Source organism: Arthrobacter sp. 05L45_2 (genome assembly GCF_056397525.1).
Genome location: NZ_JBFTNO010000004.1, coordinates 1 through 12,753, shown reverse-complemented (window position 1 = coordinate 12,753; position 12,753 = coordinate 1). Strand labels below are relative to the sequence as shown.

The following is a 12,753-nucleotide window of genomic DNA, read 5'->3' as shown; positions in this document are numbered from 1 at the left end:
GCAACACCAACACCGAAGGGCCGGGTATGACCTCCACCTCCCTGACCAAACCCCAGGGCGCAGGACGTGCCGGGGACAAAGTCTTCTCAGGGGCCACCCTCGCAGCAGGCTGCCTGATCCTCGCTGTGCTGTTCGGCGTTGCGCTCTTCCTGGTCGTCCAGGCCATCCCGGCGTTCACCGCACCCGCCGCCGACATCCAGGGCGGCAACGGATTCTTCGCCTACATCTGGCCGATCGTCATCGGCACGCTCATCGCGGCCGTCATCGCCCTGGTCATCGCCACCCCGGTATCCATCGGCGTCGCGCTCTTCATCTCGCACTACGCCCCGCGCCGGCTGGCCTCCGGCCTCGGCTACGTGGTGGACCTTCTGGCCGCCATCCCCTCCGTCGTCTACGGCGCCTGGGGTGCGGCGTTCCTCGCCAAGGAAATCGCGCCCGCCTACGACTGGCTCGCCAAGAACCTCGGCTGGCTGCCCATCTTCCAGGGGCCGGCCTCCGCCACCGGCAAAACCATCCTGACCGCAGGCATCGTCCTGGCGGTTATGGTCCTGCCGATCATCACCTCGCTCTCACGCGAAATCTTCCTGCAGACCCCCAAGCTGCACGAGGAAGCCGCCCTCGCGCTCGGCGCCACCCGCTGGGAAATGATCCGAATGGCCGTACTGCCGTTCGGCCGCCCCGGAATCGTCAGCGCCGTGATGCTGGGCCTGGGCCGCGCCCTGGGCGAGACCATGGCCGTCGCCCTGGTCCTGTCCTCCGGTGCGCTGACCGCAAGCCTGATCCAGTCCGGCAACCAGACCATCGCCGCCGAAATCGCGCTGAACTTCCCCGAAGCCAGCGGCCTGAAGGTGAGCACGCTGATCGCCGCCGGCCTGGTGCTGTTCGTCATCACGCTCGGCGTGAACATGATTGCCCGGTGGATCATCACCCGGCACAAAGAATTCTCGGGAGCCAACTAGATGACCTCCACCCTGACTCCGGTCCGCAAACGCTCCGCCCTGACCAAGGGCCAGCTTCCCAAGGCCGCGCCCTACATTGTCCTGGCCCTCGCCCTGGTCATCGGCGCCGCCATCCTGGCACTGGTCGGCTTTAACGCCTTCGGCTGGGGCATCGTCTCAGCGCTGCTCTTCGCCGCCGGCCTCGTCGGCTGGAGCGCCGTCGTCGAAGGCTCCCGCAGGGCCAAGGACAAGCTGGCCACCTGCCTGGTGGTCGGCGCCTTCCTGATCGCCCTGCTCCCGCTGATCTCCGTGATCTGGACCGTGCTGGTCAAGGGCTTGCCCGGCCTGGTCGACCCCGGCTTCCTGGGCACGTCGATGAACGGCGTCACCGGCGCCTTCGACAACAAGGCCGCCGAAGAAGGCGCCCCGGTCCTGGGCGGCATCTACCACGCGCTGATCGGCACCGTGCAGATCACCCTGCTGGCCACGGTCATCTCCGTGCCGGTGGGCCTGCTGACCGCGATCTACCTGGTCGAATATGGTGAGGACCGAGCACTGGCCCGGGCCATCACCTTCTTCGTCGACGTGATGACCGGCATCCCCTCGATCGTGGCCGGCCTCTTCGCCGCAGCGTTCTTCTTCGTCGTCGTCGGCCCCGGCACCAAAACCGGCGCCGTCGCCGCCGTCGCGCTCTCCGTCCTCATGATCCCGGTGGTGGTCCGCTCCAGCGAGGAAATGCTCAAGATCGTCCCGAACGAACTGCGCGAGGCCGCCTACGCCCTCGGCGTCCGCAAGTGGCGGACCATCCTCAAGGTGGTCATCCCGACGGCGATCTCCGGTATCGCCTCCGGCGTCACCCTGGCGATTGCCCGGGTGATCGGCGAGACAGCTCCGATCCTGGTCACCGCCGGTTTCGCGACGTCCATCAACAACAACGTCTTTGGCGGCTGGATGGCCTCGCTGCCGACCTTTATCTACACCCAGATCCTCAACCCGACGTCGCCGTCCAACCCGGGTCCCTCCGACCAGCGCGCCTGGGGCGCGGCCCTGGTCCTCATTATCCTCGTGATGCTGCTCAACCTGGCCGCCCGCTTGGTCGCCCGCATCTTCGCCCCGAAGGCCGGCCGCTAGGCCACGGCCGGCACCCGGTCCCTATCTCCACAAGTGAAGGAACAGCATGTCTAAGCGCATCGACGTCAAAGACCTGAATGTCTACTACAGCAAATTCCTGGCCGTAGAAGACGTGAACATCAACATCGACGCCAAGTCCGTCACCGCCTTCATCGGCCCCTCGGGCTGCGGCAAGTCCACCTTCCTGCGCACCCTGAACCGGATGCACGAAGTCATCCCCGGCGCGAGGGTGGAGGGCGAAGTACTGCTCGACGGCGACAACCTCTACGGCCCCGGCGTGGACCCCGTGACGGTCCGCTCGCAGATCGGCATGGTCTTCCAGCGGCCCAACCCGTTCCCGACCATGTCCATCCGGGACAACGTCCTGGCCGGCGTGAAGCTGAACAACCAGAAGATCTCCAAGGGCGAGGCTGACTCCCTGGTGGAGCGGTCCCTGCGCGGCGCCAACCTCTGGAACGAGGTCAAGGACCGCCTGGCCAAGCCGGGCTCCGGCCTCTCCGGCGGGCAGCAGCAGCGCCTCTGCATCGCCCGCGCCATTGCTGTGGAGCCGCAGGTGATCCTGATGGACGAGCCCTGCTCCGCGCTGGACCCGATCTCCACGCTCGCCATTGAGGATCTCATCAACGAGCTCAAGGACGAATACACCGTGGTGATCGTGACCCACAACATGCAGCAGGCCGCCCGCGTCTCGGACAAGACCGCGTTCTTCAACATCGCCGGCACCGGCAAGCCTGGCAAGCTGATCGAGTACGGCGACACGCACACCATCTTCAGCAACCCGACCGAAAAAGCCACCGAGGATTACGTTTCCGGCCGCTTCGGATAAACCCCGCCCGGCCAATCAACGGGTCCCGCGGGGCCGGAGGGGTCCCTAGAACCCCGCGAGGGGTGAGAGGGCCAGTTCCAGGACGAAGGCCACCGCGGCGGTGAGCACCGGCGTGAGCCCCCAGAACGCGAGGATCCGGAGCACCAGCCGCCGGTTAGTGGCCGTGTATCCCTGGTTGGTCCCCGACCCCAGCGCGGCCGAGGTGACCGTGTGGGTGGTGGAGATCGGCCAGTGCAGGCCGATCGCGCCCACCAGGAGGATGACGCTGCTGAAGAACTGCGCCACGAAGCCGTGCAGGGGGTCAACCCGGACCAGCCGGTAGCCGATGGTGTACGAGATCCGCCAGCCCCCGGCCAGGGTCCCTGCCGTCAGCATGCCCGCGGTCACCAGGGCCACCCAGACAGGCGTGGAGTCGCCCACGGGGAAGCCTGCGCCCAGCATTCCGAGGATCAGCACGGCGCTGGTGCGCTGGCCGTCCTGCAGCCCGTGGCCAAAGGCTACGGCGCCCGCGGCGATGGCCTGGGCGCGGCGGGATCGGCTGTTCACCACGCTCGGCGGGGTGTAGCGGGCCGCCCAGGTGGCAGGCCAGACCAGGAGGTATGCTCCGGCGAAGGCGATGACGGGGGAGAGCAGCAGGGGCAGGACAACCTGGACGAGCAGCGACTGGTCCACCCCCAGCACCGAATGTCCGCCCACGGCAACGCTGGCGACGCCGGCCCCGGCCAGGCCGCCCACCAGGGCGTGCGTGGACGAGGACGGGATGCCCCGCCACCAGGTGTAGATGCCCCACAGGACGGCGCTGAGCAGCCCGGCAATGAGGATGGTGAGGCCGTTCCCGCCCGAAGGGAGGACCACCCATGTCCGGCTGACCTCCAGCGCCAGGGCGGCGCTGAGCCCGGCGCCGATGAAGTTGAACAGCCCGGCCAGGAGCACGGCGACGGTGGGGGTCAGGGCCCGGGTCCGGACGGCAAGGGCAACCGAGGACGAGGCGTCGCGGAAGCCGTTCAGAAAGGCGAATGCCCCGGCGAAGAGAACCACCAGGGCAAAGAAGGCCACCGCCACTCTAGGATTCCTTGACGATGATGCTGCCAACCTGGGTGGCGATCCGGCGCATGTCCTTGGTGACCTCCACCAGCTGGTCAGCGATATCCCGGTTGCGGGCGTACTGGGCCGACTTCATGTCCTTGAGCATGTCCGCCACCCAGACCCGGTGGGTCCGCTCCGCGCGTTTGGTGAGCCGGAGGACTTCGATCCAGTAGTCCTCGAGGTCGTCCAGGTTGTTCAGCTGGCGCATGGCCTCGACGGTGAGCTCGGCCTGCCGGCTGATGATCTCCAGCTGGTCGGCCGCGCGCTTGGGCAACCGCTCGAGTTTGTAGAGGAATACGAGGTCCGCCGCGGCGTCCAGCTTCTCCATGGCCTCGTTGAGGTAGCGGGAGAGCGCGTACATGTCTTCGCGGGGGAGCGGGTTCAGGAAGCTGGTCCGCATGTGCGTCAGGAGGGCAAAGTGCAGCTCCGCCGACTTCGCCTCGTGATCGTGCATGTCCTCTACGAGGCGGGAGTGCTCCGTGGCGGGGGCGCCGAGGATCTCCGAGAGGGTCCCGGTGGCCACGGCGATCTGGTGGGCCATCTGGGACAGCAGGTTCAGCCCGGCGGGCTCCTGGGGGAAAAGGCGCAGCTTCACGTGGGGGTACCGGTCTCCGGACGACGCTTACACGGGTATGGACTGCCGGCCGTGGAACGTGACCCGCGCATGGGAAATACTTTACTGCCAGCAAATCGCACTACGGGAACCGCTTGCCCCGGGGGAGGGCATGAAAATGGTGCCGAACCGGATACGCCTCTCGGCGGTAGGCCGCTCTAGGCGGCTAAATGTTGAAGCCCGGGGGTTTCGCGGCTCGGCACCGCCTTTAGTTTTCTACGTCAGCGGGACCAAGTCAACATTGACAGCCGGGCTCCGTCGTGCGTCTTGACAGCCGATCCTGGGCGGGCGTAGAAGCGGGCACAAAGCAGTGCGAAGCCGCGGAAAACGGCGCCGCGCCGGTGCGGCCGGGGACTAGTCCAGCTCGCCCAGGCGCCAGGCGTTGGCGGCGTGCTCAAGGTCCTCGGCGGTCTTGACCAGCAGGTGCGAATTGCGTGTGAGCTTGCTCGCGTGGTTCGCGTTGCTGTGCTCGGCGCCGTCCGCGAGCGTGGCCTGGCCCAGTGCCACCACCCGGCAGAAAGCGGCGGAGCGTTCCAGGGCCACGTCGAATTCGCCGTCGAAGGCGCCGGAGAGGATGGCGTCCGCCATCGACTTCATTTCATCGGCCCCCGGAGGTTCTGCGGCACCGGCCACCACATGGGACACCTGGGCGGTGTCCTTGCCGGCCTTGAAGTAAACGGAGATCCGCTCGGGATCCCGGATGGTGGCGGCGCGCAGGGCGTAGAGCCGCCACAGGGCGCCCGGAAGGGACCGTGCAGGACTTTCCGCCCACATCTCGGCGATGGAATCGAGGCCTTGTTCGTCGGCCAGTTTGACCAGCCGCCGCGTCACCTTGGGATCGTCGCTGTCCCGCCCGCGGCGGACGAGGGCCTGGGCTGCGAGGTGGGCCGCCTCTGAAACCCGGGCCGGATCGGCGCCGCCGGCGAACGGCTCGAAATCGATCGGCGCGAAGGGCTTGGGCTTGTGGTGGCGGTGCGGTCCCGGGCTGCTGGCTCCTGCTTGCTCGCTCATGGCCACCACGCTACTCCTGTGCATTCCGGGAATCGAGCATGCCCCTACCCCCGGGGCAAAGGGCCGGGAGCGGACGACGACGGCGCGCGGCGCAGGGTGACAAAGCGAACGGATCTCTGGGGTACAGTGTTAACGTCCAGAAATGGACTGGGCCGGCGTGCCCGCCGACGGCAGGAATTCCCGCCGTCGGGGTTGCCGGCTGGGGCCTTTAGCTCAGCTGGTAGAGCATCGGACTTTTAATCCGTGGGTCGTGGGTTCGATCCCCACAGGGCCCACTCTTTTAGCGAAGAGTGGAAAAACCCCCGGCATCCTGGCGACAGGAAGCCGGGGGTTTTTTGCGTCCCGGGCCGGAAGGTGGCCGCGATGAAGTACGTCTGTCTAGTTATAAGTTCGGCTAGGATTATAGGATGACTTCGGACAGCGTTGCAGCCTCAGGGTACTGGTATGGGCCGGATGAGCGGCTCGACCCGCCCACCGCCGTCCTCCAGGCGCTGCGCGGCTACCGGGCCGCCGAGGTTGCGACCCGGCGCTCCACCCGCGACTCCATGGGTATGGGCGAGACCGACCTGCTGGCCCTGCGCTACCTGTTGCGCGCCCAGTCGGCCGGGGAGCGGGTCGGCCCCAAGGATCTCAGCCGCACCCTGGGGATTACGACGGCGTCCACCACCTCCCTGATCGACCGGCTCGTCAGCAGCGGCCACGTGCGCCGCGAACCGCACCCCACCGACCGCCGCTCCCTGGTGATCGTCCCCACCTCGGCAACGGACTCCGAGGTTCGGGCCACACTGGGCGAAATGCACCGCAGGATGCTGGCTGTGGCCGAGGAGCTCACCCCGGACGAAAGCCGCATTGTGGTGGGCTTCCTCCGGCGGATGACGGAAGCCCTCGACGAGCACACAGCCAGCCACTGACCCTGCCGCAGGACGCTGACAAAATAGCTAGCCACCTTAACTAGTTAGTTGAGCTAGTTATATGTATGCTTACTACTTGTGTCAGATATTCGTTTGCGTGGAGGAGTCGTGACTGAGTTGTTGACGATCGACGGCGGTCCGGAGGCCGGTGCGGCCCCGTTCTCCGCGCCGCACTTCCCGGCAGAACCGCTCGCACCGGCCGCCGTTGGGCCCGCCAATCCGGCGGACAATGCGCCCAGCCACTGCGGGACGGCGATGGAATGGACGGAGCCGGCGCTGGTCGCCGCGTCCGCGTATTCGTTCGACGCCGGAACCGCTCAGCTGCCGCCCGTTTGGCGCTGCTCCTGCGGCTTCCAGCTCGACGGCGTCATCCACACGCCCAATGCGCTGGCAGCCCTTTCATGAGCATCCTCGCCGTCCCCGTCCCGGCTGAACTCCACCCCGTCCCGGTCCCCGTCGCGTCCGGAGCCGGGCTCGATGCCAAGGTCCTGCCGATGCCAGGCGCTCCGGCCGGCCGATTCCTGGTCCATGAACTCCTGGGCCGCGGCGCGACAGCCACCGTCTTCCGCGGCACGGACCTCAGCAGTAACCGCACGGTCGCCATCAAGGTGGCCGAAGGGCCCGCGGAGAAGCATGCCAACCGGATCCACGCTGAAGCGCGCATCCTGGCGTCCCTGGACCACCCCGCCGTCGTCGGCTTTGTTGCCGCCGGCACCGTGCCGGCGGGCGACCCATGGGCCGGCCGGCCGTTCCTGGTCGAGGAATTCGCCTACGGCGGCAGCCTCGCCGAACGGCTCCGTAATGGCCCCTCGGACCCGGCGGAGGTGGCCGGTTGGGCCGCCGCCGCGTTGTCCGGGCTGGTGCACGTCCACGCAAGGGGCATGGTCCACCGGGACATCAAACCCGCCAATATCCTGCTCAGTGCGCTCCGGAGGTGTTCGGTACGAATCGCCGACTTCGGGATCGCAACCCCGGCAGGCGCGGCCCCGGAACCCGGCGACTCGTCAGGAACCGTGCATTACATGAGCCCGGAACAGGCGGCCGGAAAACCCGTCCACGCCGCCACGGATATCTACGCGCTGGGGCTGGTGCTGCTCGAGTGCCTCACCGGTGTAAAGGCCTACCCGGGGACGCCCGTGGAATCGCTGGTGGCGCGCACGCTGCGGGCTCCGGAGATCCCGGCCAGCCTGGGCTCCGGCTGGAAGTCCCTGCTGACTGCCATGACTGCCATGGACCCCGCCGGCCGGCCTGCCGCGGCGGCCGCGCTCAAGCTGGCCATCAGGCTTACCCGCCCGGGACCGTCCCTGAAACTTGCGGGCTGACCCAAAACCCCTCCGAAACAGCGGGGCCGGCATACGCAGACTGCGTGTGCCGGCCCCGCTGTTTTCCCGCCTGTCCGGCCGCCGGTCCGGCCGGCAGGGTCGCCGCGCCGCGGGAGAAGGACTCCCGGCTGCTGCAGCCCCTTGGATAGCATGGGCCCACGGAGGTGGGCCCATGAGGATGGGCCCACGAAGACGGCGGCGGCTGCCGCGTCGAAGGGTGGTGAGGTCGGTGCCGGACGTGGTCCCGCAGGCGCAGGTGGTTCTGCGGCTGCGCGCTGCCGGCTGCGTCTTCGCCGAGGACGAGGCGGCCCTGCTGGAGGCGGCCGCGGCGACTCCCGGCGATCTTGAGGCGCTGGTCAGTCGGCGGGTGGCCGGGCTGCCCCTGGAGCATGTCCTGGGCTGGGCGGAGTTCTGTGGCCTCCGTATCGCTGTGGATCCGCAGGTTTTTGTACCCCGCCGCCGGACCGAGTATCTGGTCCGGCGGGCCGCCAGGATCCTGGGTGGGCGCCGGGGGAGCGGGGCCCCGGTGGTGGTGGATCTCTGCTGCGGCTCCGGCGCCGTCGGGGCGGCGCTCGCGGCTATGGCGGGGCCCCTGGACTTGCACGCGGCCGACGTCGACCCCGCCGCTGTTGCCTGCGCGCGGCGGAATGTCCTTCCGCTGGGCGGTGAGGTCCACGAGGGTGACCTATACGGTGCCCTGCCGGGCCGCCTCCGCGGCCGGGTGGAGCTCCTGGCGGTGAATGCGCCTTACGTTCCCTCGGGGATGATCGGGGCCATGCCGCCCGAGGCGCGCCTGCACGAACCTCGGGCTTCCCTGGATGGCGGCCCCGACGGCCTGGACTTGCAGCGGCGGGTCGCGGAAGGGGCGCCGGAATGGCTGGCCCCCGGCGGCCATGTCCTGGTCGAGACCAGCCGCCGCCAGGCGCCGCTAACGCTGGAAATATTTGCCGCCTGTGGGCTCACGGGCCGCGCCTACAGTTCCAGGCGGAGGGACGCGACGGTGGTGGCGGGATCCGCGGGATAGCATGCCAAAGCCCCGGCCCGGACGGTGCTGCCCGGGCCGGGGCTCTCGGCGAAACCTTTAGTGCTTGCCTGGCTCCGCGGGCGTGTCGGACCCGGAGTCGTCGGCCTTGAGGTCGCCGGCGGCTTGGACGCCGCCGGAGCTGCCCAGGTTAGGCGTTCCCGGGTGGGTGCTGTGAGCCGGGATCGCGCTGCCCGAGCCGGTTGCCGGTGTGGCGTTCCCGTCGTCTGCGGACGAATCGTCGCGGTGGACGGCGGAGCTGATCACCGTGCCGGCGCGGCGGGCGGCCTCGGTGAGCTGGCCGGAAACCTCGGGGGCCTTCTCCTTGACTGCTTCCGTGGCGGCGGCCACCTTGTCCTGGACTGGTTTGCTTTCCCACAGGCCTGCGGCCCGGGCCTTGAGTTTTTCGTAGGCCGCCCGCCCCGAACGGGATCCGAGGACGAACCCGGCCGCGAGGCCGGTACCGAAAAGAAGTTTGGCTTTCATGCTGTACTCCTGCTCCTGATGCTCTTGAGATCGGTGCTTTTGCTGCTCTTGAAACCGTGCCAAGTACCAAAAAACCGGCCCCAGGAATTAATCCCGGGACCGGTTTTCCGGTCTCACCGCTTTAGCGGTGCGAACGCCTGCTGATCATGCCGTAAACAACAAGCACGATCAGCGCGCCGACGATTGCGAGGATCCACGTGTAAAGATCGAAGAACCCGCCCAGCGGGCGATTGAAAATCAGGCCGCCGAGCCAGCCGCCCAAGAAAGCGCCTACTACACCGAGGACCAGCGTGATGAGCCATCCACCACCCTGACGACCCGGCAGGATAGCCTTAGCGATTGCTCCGGCAATAAGACCCAGAATTAGAAATGCGAAAAAACCCATTTTATTGGCCCTTCTCTTTCATTGAGGAGACACCCGGGTTGCCGGGTGCGCTTCATCCTTCTGAGTAAATACTAATCATGCTTACTATCAAAACGCCACTCGGAACGGGGAAAAATCCGCAAAATCCCGCTATTCACAGGAAGTTTCCGCGGCTGACACCCCCCGGCAGGGTCCGGAGGGTGACGTCGGAGGGCTGCGTTGGTCTGCCGGCGCAGCTCACCAGGCGTAGTCCTCCGGGGCGGTCCGGTGCCCAGGGAAAATGGCATCGAGCCGCTCCAGGGCGCCGGCGTCGAGTTCCAGCGCCAGCGAACCGAGGGCGGCGTCCAGCTGCTCCCGGGTGCGCGGGCCGATCACCGGGGCCGTGACCGCCGGCTGGTGCAGCAGCCACGCCAGGGCCAGCTCGCCGGGCCCGCAGCCGAGCCCGTCCGCGAAGTCCTCGTAGCGGCGGATCTGGTTCCGGTGTTTCCCGAGGGCCTCAACGGCGCGGCCCTCGGTCCGGCGGACGCCTTCTTGTTCCTTCTTGAGGACCCCGCCCAGCAGGCCGCCGTGCAGCGGGGACCATGGCAGGAGCCCAAGGCCGTAATGCTGCGCGGCGGGTATCACCTCGAGCTCGGCGTTGCGGGTGAGCAGGTTGTAGATGGACTGCTCGCTGACCAGCCCGTTGGAGTGCCGCCGCGCAGCGGCTTCCTGGGCCTGCGTCAGGTGCCAGCCGGCGAAGTTGCTGCTGCCGGAGTACACAATCTTGCCCTGCTGCACTGCGACGTCGACTGCCTGCCAGATCTCCTCCCAGGGCGTGGTCCGGTCCACGTGGTGGAACTGGTAGAGGTCGATGTGGTCCGTCTGGAGCCGGCGAAGGCTGGCGTCGAGGGCGTGGCGGATGTGCAGGGCCGAGAGCCGGGATTCGTTGGGCCGGTCCGCCATGGTGCCGAAAACCTTGGTGGCCAGTACGGTCCGCTCCCGCCGGCCGCCGCCCCGGGCGAACCAGCGGCCCAGGATCTCCTCGGTCCAGCCGCGGCGCTTGGACCCGCCGTAGACGTTGGCGGTGTCGACGAAGTTGATTCCGGCATCCTGCGCGGCGTCCAGGATCGCGTGTGCGTCCTGCTCCGCGGTCTGCGGACCGAAATTCATGGTGCCCAAACAGAGGCGCGAAACCTTCAGGCCGGACCGGCCCAGCGGGGTGTACTGCATCCCGGCCCTCCCGGACCTTAGCGCTCCAGGCGGAACCCGAGCTTGATGGTGACCTGCCAGTCGGCCACCTGCCCGTTGTCCAGGTGCCCGCGGATTTCCTTGACCTCGAACCAGTCCAGGTTGCGGAGTGTCTTAGCGGCCTCGGCGATGCCGTTGCGCACCGCGTCATCGACGCCCTCGGTTGAGGTCCCGACAATTTCAGAAATGCTGTAGGTGTGGTTAGGCAACGTGGCTCCTCGTGATCGTCATTGGTCTGGGTCTCCGCCCCGTGGCCGGGCCGTTCCTGCAGACTAGCTGACGCGGCGCGGCCGGACTAGGGGCGTGCGGTGCTGGCGGGGGAACCAAAAACCGGCCCCGGCTCGGGGCGTTTGGCGGCCGGCGGAGTCTCGCCGTCACGGGGCCGGACCCGCCGGATCATCCAGGGCAAGAGATAGTGCGTGGCCCAGGCGAGGTCCCCGGCCCGCGTCTCGCGCCAGGTGCCGGCGGGCAGCGGTTTGGGCTGCAGGGGCTTGAGGCTGTGGGGCACCTGCAGCGAGTCAAGGACCATTCCGGCGATGGTGTGGTGGCCGAGGGGGGAGAAGTGCAGGCGGTCCGGATCCCACATCTGCGGGTCGCTCAACTGCCGGAGGGACCAGAGATCGGCGATCACGCCGTGGTGGCGGGCGGCGATGGTCCGGATGTTCTCGTTGAAGACGGCCACTTTGCCCCGGATGTGGCCGAAGACCGGAGTGTCCCCCCAGTCCGGCCCGGTGAACAGGACCACGGTAGCGCCGGTGGACGCCAGCGCCGCCACCGCAGCGTCCAGGCTCACGGCGAGCCGATCGGGATCCCGCCGGTGGAAGACGAGGTCGTTGCCGCCCGCTGAGAGGGTGACGAGGTCCGGTTTCAGGGCGATCGCCGGTGCCAGTTGCTGGTCGATGATCTGCTGCAGGACAAGGCCGTTGACCGCCAGGTTGGCGTAGGAGAAGTCGCGCCGCACGGTGCTGAATTCTTCGGCGATCCGATCCGCCCAGCCACGCATCCCGCCCGGGCTCTGCGGCTCGGGATCGCCGAGGCCGGCGGTGAACGAGTCTCCCAGGGCGACGTAGCGTTTCCAGGGGCCCGGGTGGGCGCCGGAGGCGCCTTTTCGAGCCATCACCGGATTCCCGAAGCTGGCCGCGTTCACGTCCCCAGCATGACACCCGCCGGCTTGTTACTACTAGGTACTTAGGGCCCGAAAAGCGGTGATCCCGCGCCCAAGCGGGGCCTTGGAGGACGCCATTCGATACCCACCCGGGTATGGCGGATACCAAGGGGGGTATATCATGGAATGAATCCACTCAACGTCCGGAGGCACCCATGGAACTCGATCCCGCCGACATGAAGCCGGTTATCAACCGGTTGCGCCGCGCTCAGGGACAGCTCGCGGCGGTCACGCGCATGATCGAAGAGGGCCGCGACTGCAAGAGCGTCGTGACCCAGCTGGCCGCCGTCTCCAGCGCCCTGGACAAGGCCGGTTTCTCGATTATCGCGACCGGCCTGCAGCAGTGCATGCAACAGGAAGACCCCAGCCTGGACCGCGCCGAACTGGAAAAGCTCTTCCTCTCGCTCGCCTGAGCCCGTACGGGATCTGCTGATCCCGGCCCCTTGTGTTCCCCCCGACGAGGCAGAAAATGGAGGGAGAGCGGCCGGTTGACCCGGCGGCAACCGCGCCCCACCGGCAAGGAGGGCCATGCAGCAGCCCGCAGGCGCCCCGGCCACGGCCAGCCGGGAGCGGGACCCGGTCCTGGACCTGGTCCGGTTCTTCTGCCTCGCCCTGGTGGTCGCGGGGCACACCTTGATGGTCAGCCCTGTGC

16 protein-coding genes and 1 tRNA gene are annotated in these 12,753 nt (G+C 67.9%); 9 read left to right on the top strand and 8 right to left on the bottom strand.

What is annotated here, in order from left to right:
- Positions 1 to 26: 26 nt before the first annotated feature.
- The 3 genes from pstC to pstB are packed head-to-tail and all read left to right on the top strand — an operon-like array spanning position 27 to position 2,895.
- Complete coding sequence (gene pstC / locus AC1DHD_RS00795; RefSeq protein ID WP_476877850.1) at positions 27 to 959, top strand: phosphate ABC transporter permease subunit PstC; 933 nt, start codon at positions 27 to 29, stop codon at positions 957 to 959.
- Positions 960 to 2,069 carry a phosphate ABC transporter permease PstA gene (gene pstA / locus AC1DHD_RS00790; RefSeq protein ID WP_476877849.1) on the top strand — a complete coding sequence of 370 codons (1,110 nt, stop codon included), beginning with the start codon at positions 960 to 962 and terminating at the stop codon, positions 2,067 to 2,069.
- 46 nt (positions 2,070 to 2,115) lie between these two features.
- Complete coding sequence (gene pstB / locus AC1DHD_RS00785) at positions 2,116 to 2,895, top strand: phosphate ABC transporter ATP-binding protein PstB (protein WP_476877848.1); 780 nt, start codon at positions 2,116 to 2,118, stop codon at positions 2,893 to 2,895.
- A 45-nt stretch (positions 2,896 to 2,940) separates the two neighbouring features.
- Here the strand turns inward: pstB and AC1DHD_RS00780 are convergent, their stop codons facing one another.
- The 3 genes from AC1DHD_RS00780 to AC1DHD_RS00770 form a co-directional block, all read right to left on the bottom strand.
- Positions 2,941 to 3,957, bottom strand: a complete 1,017-nt coding sequence (locus AC1DHD_RS00780) for an inorganic phosphate transporter (protein ID WP_476877847.1) — start codon at positions 3,955 to 3,957, stop codon at positions 2,941 to 2,943.
- Between the two features lies 1 nt (position 3,958).
- On the bottom strand, positions 3,959 to 4,576 hold the full coding sequence (locus AC1DHD_RS00775) for a DUF47 domain-containing protein (protein WP_476877846.1): 618 nt from the start codon (positions 4,574 to 4,576) through the stop codon (positions 3,959 to 3,961).
- A 372-nt stretch (positions 4,577 to 4,948) separates the two neighbouring features.
- A complete protein-coding gene (locus AC1DHD_RS00770; protein WP_476877845.1) occupies positions 4,949 to 5,605 on the bottom strand; it encodes a hypothetical protein in 657 nt (218 codons plus the stop codon).
- Between the two features lie 202 nt (positions 5,606 to 5,807).
- Between AC1DHD_RS00770 and AC1DHD_RS00765 the strand changes: the two genes are divergently transcribed.
- From AC1DHD_RS00765 to AC1DHD_RS00745, 5 genes are all read left to right on the top strand, one after another.
- Positions 5,808 to 5,880 (top strand) — tRNA-Lys (locus tag AC1DHD_RS00765).
- A 132-nt stretch (positions 5,881 to 6,012) separates the two neighbouring features.
- A complete protein-coding gene (locus AC1DHD_RS00760; RefSeq protein ID WP_476877844.1) occupies positions 6,013 to 6,516 on the top strand; it encodes a MarR family winged helix-turn-helix transcriptional regulator in 504 nt (167 codons plus the stop codon).
- A 108-nt stretch (positions 6,517 to 6,624) separates the two neighbouring features.
- A complete protein-coding gene (locus tag AC1DHD_RS00755; protein WP_476877843.1) occupies positions 6,625 to 6,921 on the top strand; it encodes a hypothetical protein in 297 nt (98 codons plus the stop codon).
- Entirely contained in the window at positions 6,918 to 7,838 is a 921-nt protein-coding gene (locus AC1DHD_RS00750; protein ID WP_476877842.1) for a serine/threonine-protein kinase, read from the top strand. The genes AC1DHD_RS00755 and AC1DHD_RS00750 overlap by 4 nt, the downstream gene beginning before the upstream one ends.
- A 220-nt stretch (positions 7,839 to 8,058) precedes the next feature.
- The gene (locus AC1DHD_RS00745; protein ID WP_476877872.1) at positions 8,059 to 8,862 is read left to right on the top strand and encodes a putative protein N(5)-glutamine methyltransferase; all 804 of its coding nucleotides are present in this window, start codon (positions 8,059 to 8,061) and stop codon (positions 8,860 to 8,862) included.
- A 57-nt stretch (positions 8,863 to 8,919) separates the two neighbouring features.
- Here the strand turns inward: AC1DHD_RS00745 and AC1DHD_RS00740 are convergent, their stop codons facing one another.
- The 5 genes from AC1DHD_RS00740 to AC1DHD_RS00720 form a co-directional block, all read right to left on the bottom strand.
- Positions 8,920 to 9,345, bottom strand: a complete 426-nt coding sequence (locus AC1DHD_RS00740; protein ID WP_476877841.1) for a YtxH domain-containing protein — start codon at positions 9,343 to 9,345, stop codon at positions 8,920 to 8,922.
- Positions 9,346 to 9,466: 121 nt separating this feature from the next.
- A complete protein-coding gene (locus AC1DHD_RS00735; RefSeq protein ID WP_476877840.1) occupies positions 9,467 to 9,730 on the bottom strand; it encodes a GlsB/YeaQ/YmgE family stress response membrane protein in 264 nt (87 codons plus the stop codon).
- Between the two features lie 216 nt (positions 9,731 to 9,946).
- Positions 9,947 to 10,918, bottom strand: coding sequence for an aldo/keto reductase (locus tag AC1DHD_RS00730; RefSeq protein ID WP_476877839.1), 972 nt, complete (start codon positions 10,916 to 10,918; stop codon positions 9,947 to 9,949).
- Positions 10,919 to 10,935: 17 nt separating this feature from the next.
- Positions 10,936 to 11,145 carry a dodecin gene (locus tag AC1DHD_RS00725; protein ID WP_476877838.1) on the bottom strand — a complete coding sequence of 70 codons (210 nt, stop codon included), beginning with the start codon at positions 11,143 to 11,145 and terminating at the stop codon, positions 10,936 to 10,938.
- An 86-nt stretch (positions 11,146 to 11,231) separates the two neighbouring features.
- Positions 11,232 to 12,053 (bottom strand): SGNH/GDSL hydrolase family protein, encoded by an 822-nt coding sequence (locus tag AC1DHD_RS00720; protein ID WP_476877871.1) that lies wholly within the window; start codon positions 12,051 to 12,053, stop codon positions 11,232 to 11,234.
- Positions 12,054 to 12,256: 203 nt separating this feature from the next.
- Between AC1DHD_RS00720 and AC1DHD_RS00715 the strand changes: the two genes are divergently transcribed.
- On the top strand, positions 12,257 to 12,514 hold the full coding sequence (locus AC1DHD_RS00715) for a metal-sensitive transcriptional regulator (RefSeq protein ID WP_069950339.1): 258 nt from the start codon (positions 12,257 to 12,259) through the stop codon (positions 12,512 to 12,514).
- The last annotated feature ends 239 nt before the right edge of the window (positions 12,515 to 12,753 follow it).

Bases quoted from the DNA above. Each gene is read 5' to 3' on its own strand.
- pstC (WP_476877850.1), top strand. From the start codon at position 27: ATGACCTCCACCTCCCTGACCAAACCCCAGGGCGCAGGACGTGCCGGG.
- pstA (WP_476877849.1), top strand. From the start codon at position 960: ATGACCTCCACCCTGACTCCGGTCCGCAAACGCTCCGCCCTGACCAAG.
- pstB (WP_476877848.1), top strand. From the start codon at position 2,116: ATGTCTAAGCGCATCGACGTCAAAGACCTGAATGTCTACTACAGCAAA.
- AC1DHD_RS00770 (WP_476877845.1), bottom strand. From the start codon at position 5,605: ATGAGCGAGCAAGCAGGAGCCAGCAGCCCGGGACCGCACCGCCACCAC.
- AC1DHD_RS00760 (WP_476877844.1), top strand. From the start codon at position 6,013: ATGACTTCGGACAGCGTTGCAGCCTCAGGGTACTGGTATGGGCCGGAT.
- AC1DHD_RS00750 (WP_476877842.1), top strand. From the start codon at position 6,918: ATGAGCATCCTCGCCGTCCCCGTCCCGGCTGAACTCCACCCCGTCCCG.
- AC1DHD_RS00740 (WP_476877841.1), bottom strand. From the start codon at position 9,345: ATGAAAGCCAAACTTCTTTTCGGTACCGGCCTCGCGGCCGGGTTCGTC.
- AC1DHD_RS00735 (WP_476877840.1), bottom strand. From the start codon at position 9,730: ATGGGTTTTTTCGCATTTCTAATTCTGGGTCTTATTGCCGGAGCAATC.
- AC1DHD_RS00730 (WP_476877839.1), bottom strand. From the start codon at position 10,918: ATGCAGTACACCCCGCTGGGCCGGTCCGGCCTGAAGGTTTCGCGCCTC.
- AC1DHD_RS00720 (WP_476877871.1), bottom strand. From the start codon at position 12,053: ATGGCTCGAAAAGGCGCCTCCGGCGCCCACCCGGGCCCCTGGAAACGC.
- AC1DHD_RS00715 (WP_069950339.1), top strand. From the start codon at position 12,257: ATGGAACTCGATCCCGCCGACATGAAGCCGGTTATCAACCGGTTGCGC.